Annotated in this window: 6 protein-coding genes; all 6 read right to left on the bottom strand. The window is 37.0% G+C overall.

The window, feature by feature from the left end; all coding sequences use genetic code 11:
• Positions 1-236: 236 nt before the first annotated feature.
• Entirely contained in the window at positions 237-620 is a 384-nt protein-coding gene (locus AC07E5_RS10095; RefSeq protein WP_498625383.1) for a hypothetical protein, read from the bottom strand.
• Positions 620-1,114 (bottom strand): hypothetical protein, encoded by a 495-nt coding sequence (locus AC07E5_RS10090; RefSeq protein WP_498625381.1) that lies wholly within the window; start codon positions 1,112-1,114, stop codon positions 620-622. The genes AC07E5_RS10095 and AC07E5_RS10090 overlap by 1 nt, the downstream gene beginning before the upstream one ends.
• Positions 1,115-1,357: 243 nt before the next feature.
• On the bottom strand, positions 1,358-1,645 hold the full coding sequence (locus tag AC07E5_RS10085; protein ID WP_180073175.1) for a type II toxin-antitoxin system RelE family toxin: 288 nt from the start codon (positions 1,643-1,645) through the stop codon (positions 1,358-1,360).
• Positions 1,635-1,883: a type II toxin-antitoxin system Phd/YefM family antitoxin gene (locus tag AC07E5_RS10080; RefSeq protein ID WP_498625379.1), complete on the bottom strand. Its 249-nt coding sequence runs from the start codon at positions 1,881-1,883 to the stop codon at positions 1,635-1,637. The genes AC07E5_RS10085 and AC07E5_RS10080 overlap by 11 nt, the downstream gene beginning before the upstream one ends.
• A 332-nt stretch (positions 1,884-2,215) precedes the next feature.
• Positions 2,216-2,338 carry a hypothetical protein gene (locus AC07E5_RS10075; protein WP_257227823.1) on the bottom strand — a complete coding sequence of 41 codons (123 nt, stop codon included), beginning with the start codon at positions 2,336-2,338 and terminating at the stop codon, positions 2,216-2,218.
• Between the two features lie 69 nt (positions 2,339-2,407).
• Entirely contained in the window at positions 2,408-3,022 is a 615-nt protein-coding gene (locus AC07E5_RS10070; protein ID WP_498625376.1) for a recombinase family protein, read from the bottom strand.
• Between the last annotated feature and the right edge of the window lie 449 nt (positions 3,023-3,471).

Genomic DNA, 3,471 nt, shown 5'->3' with positions numbered 1-3,471 from the left:
GACTGGCAGTACTTTTATAATCATGAACGACCTCATATGTCAGTAAATGGTTGTCCACCTATTTTTAAACAATAACAAGGCTTTAGATTTTCTACCCATTAATTCAATTAAAAATGGGGGTATTACCGGGGGATGTATCCTAATTATTCAACTGAGCTAATCAAACTTGTGAAACATTTCTAAGCGTCCTTTAAAGCATTCCCTCACTTGAAGTAAGGGAATACAGATACAATCTTTTAATGCCAGTCGTCTCGCCAACCATCTAAGTTAAAGCTTTTATAAATCTCACGCATTTTAGGATGTAGGTTCTTTGGATCATCCGTACTCTTTTGGTACGTCACAAACATACTACGTTTAAAATATTCGCCCTGTTTTTTAACCACGATATTGATATTGCAGGAATAAACTTTGATTTTATCTTGCTCTTGCTCTCGCATGTCGGTGGTGCGTCTTTTGCAATAATTGATATCCGCATCTAAGACTTTGTCTTTGCCTTCCAGGTAGAGTTCTATAGCCCAAACATGTCGATCCAATGCTTTCTTAGGTGGTTGCGTAGCGATGAAATGCAATAACGCTGCAAAGAGAACTATGACTATTGCGCCTGCAGGTAATGTAGTCATTATGCGATTCCTTTCACCCAGTAGAACATTGAAAAATAAAAAATCATTGTGATGATGTAGGTAAGTAGGATTAAAAGCTTAATTCCTGGTTTGTCATGGGTGAAAATATCAAGGATGGAAATTGCAATACTGTAGATAGCAAACAGCGTGATAAAGGCGAAACAAAAAGAAATAGCACTGTAGGAATTAAAAAACAGCGAATAATAAGAATAGTCAGAAGGAATGTACCTTAAGAGGAGGTCAAACATTGCATAATAAGTGGTGTATGCAAAATTGATTGCATTTGCTGTCGTATATTGATGAAAATATACCAGTGGCTTTAAGGCGGTAGGCGCGTAATAGACTAAGATGCTGGCATCATTATAAAACCGCTTATAGACGTTGAAGATCCCGAAAATAATTAATCCTATGATGAATACTGGAAACATCTTATTGTTTATTTTTTGGATTCTTACCAATAGATCGCCTAATGCATAAACCCCACGTAAAGACATAAAATCCCCTGAAAAATAAATAATTATTAAGTCTTCAATTAAAAGTGAAATGTATCAAAAGTAGATGATTTTTTTATTTGCAAAAAATTCCTTTTGACAAAGCAATGTGAACTTTTAATTTTGGGGGTAAGTATAGACTGGTTCTGTAATTTGCAACTACTTAATCAAAGATTATCTACATAAAAAATGCCCATAAACATGAGTGTTTTCATAGACACTATCTGCTTATAGGCATTACATCATTTATGAATGACGAGAGTTGGCATCATCATAGACAGCATTGTTTTCACGTCTGCCTACAGCAATCACGATGACAACTACCTCATCATCAACGACTTCATAAACCAGACGATAACCAATACTACGAAGTTTGATCTTGTAGCGGTTAGGATGTCCTGACAGCTTGTTTTTGGGAATGCGAGGATTCTCCAAAACCTTGATCAACTTCTTCTTTAATGGCTGCTTAATACTTGGATTAAGCTTATTCCATTCTGCTAATGCTTCTTCTCGAAAGTCTAACTTATAGGTCATCAATATTTACTCGAATGCGTTTTTGATTCGCACGAGCATCTGCAACTTTGTTGAGTTCAATGTCTTCTAGCTGTTCCATCATGGTTTCATAGACATCAGCAGGAACACAGTAAAACGCAGGTGTATTACGATTGAGGATTGCAACAGGTTCACCTTTACCTGCTAACACTGTATCCATTGGACTCTTCTTGAGTTCAGTAATACTTGCAGTCATTCGTGCACGGATTAATTGAGTCATAGTTAGGCCTTTATAGAGTTTAGTGTTTGGAGTTTCGGTTGAATAACAACAAGTAGGTTTGAATAACTAATCTCAGCATACCTAGCCACTGTTTTTCCCAGTTTGGTCAGCAATGATGAGTCATTAACTTGCAATATCTTGATAAGGTAAGGCATCGCTGAACGAAGTGCAGATAGCCACTTACGATGCTGATCAATACGATCTGTAGGAATTGAAAATTGGTTAGTATGATGCCTTCTTTCCAGGCTATCTAAACCCGGACAAATGTCCAAGTCCTCAAAGTCATCCCATGAAAGTATGCTCAGAGCTCTGTCTAAATCCACTTCCACAGCTTACTTTCTCTTTTCTCTTTCATCCATCAAATCAAATAAACGTCTGAGTTCCTGCATACGAGCTTCATCCTCTCGTTGTAAACGAGATTCTTCTGTTTCAGTGCAAGTAACATCTGTATTCATAGATACTCCTGTTCTATGAAGTAACTATAGCACACACAAAAGCACCTTTAAAGATGCTTTTAAGAACACTTATTCATTAGCTTTAGCTACTCGATAAACGGTAGCTATACCACAACCAACAGCTTTAGCTATTTCTTCTTTTGTCATATTGCCTACTGCTAATAGCTCCTTTATTCGCTTGTGCTTAGTCTGGTTTGGGGCCTTGCCCTTTGGCTTGTATCCTGAACGCTCTAAGCCCTGCTTGATACGCTCTATCCGCTTCTCATTGTCTAGACGAGCCATAGTCGCTAGTAGATCGATCAGCATATTGTTGATCAGCTCCAGGATAGAGCTAGTGATACTGTCATTGGTTTGAATCAGTTGATGAGTAGTCGGTAAATCTGCCACTATGAGTCGCAACCCTTTCTCTTGGATTCTGCGCTTAAGTTCTTGGAAGTCTGCCTGGCTTAGACGTGACAAACGATCCACACTTTCAACTAATAGCGCATCTCCATCATTTGCCTCAGACAGTAGCTTATTCAATTCAGGACGGTCTAGCCTCGTGCCACTGTAGTTTTCTACATACACAATAGTTTCACCCAAGTTAAGGTACTGGTTTAGATCCTGCAGAATCTGTAGTGCTCTTTGCGCATCTTGATCTTTGGTTGATGCTCTGAGGTAGATACGTGTTGTCATTTCTATCATTTGTACTTACTTTAAATAGTACAATGATAATACAATCATTTAATTACAAAGTTAAGTCTATTGATAGATACTCAATACTGCTTGGCTCTTTATCATTCAGGTATACTCTTTTGATAAAAAAAGCATGACTAAAAGCCATGCCTTGGGTCAAATTTCGCATAAGAGATTTTATGTTAAATAGATTTATTTTGTTCTGTAATGTGGATCACTTCTAATAATTATTTGTTCAAAGTTAGCCTCATAAAATTGAGAAATTTTTTCAACTTTAGAGCGTATTAGAAGACTTTTGTCCAAATAAATTACTAGTTTATTTAATTTTGAACTCTGTACACGACAAATTTCACAGAACCCTTATCCTATCAGGGTTCTGCCTTCTTAAAATTGCCAAAATTTCCTTAAACTCTTCTTTTTTCCCAAAACCAATTAAACGCTGAATCGCCATTTGAACA

It is taken from the genome of Acinetobacter seohaensis (assembly GCF_056431365.1).
This window is presented reverse-complemented; position numbering and strand designations above follow the sequence as displayed.

Bases quoted from the DNA above. Each gene is read 5' to 3' on its own strand.
- AC07E5_RS10075 (WP_257227823.1), bottom strand. From the start codon at position 2,338: ATGAATACAGATGTTACTTGCACTGAAACAGAAGAATCTCGTTTACAA.
- AC07E5_RS10080 (WP_498625379.1), bottom strand. From the start codon at position 1,883: ATGACTCAATTAATCCGTGCACGAATGACTGCAAGTATTACTGAACTC.
- AC07E5_RS10095 (WP_498625383.1), bottom strand. From the start codon at position 620: ATGACTACATTACCTGCAGGCGCAATAGTCATAGTTCTCTTTGCAGCG.
- AC07E5_RS10085 (WP_180073175.1), bottom strand. From the start codon at position 1,645: ATGACCTATAAGTTAGACTTTCGAGAAGAAGCATTAGCAGAATGGAAT.
- AC07E5_RS10090 (WP_498625381.1), bottom strand. From the start codon at position 1,114: ATGTCTTTACGTGGGGTTTATGCATTAGGCGATCTATTGGTAAGAATC.
- AC07E5_RS10070 (WP_498625376.1), bottom strand. From the start codon at position 3,022: ATGATAGAAATGACAACACGTATCTACCTCAGAGCATCAACCAAAGAT.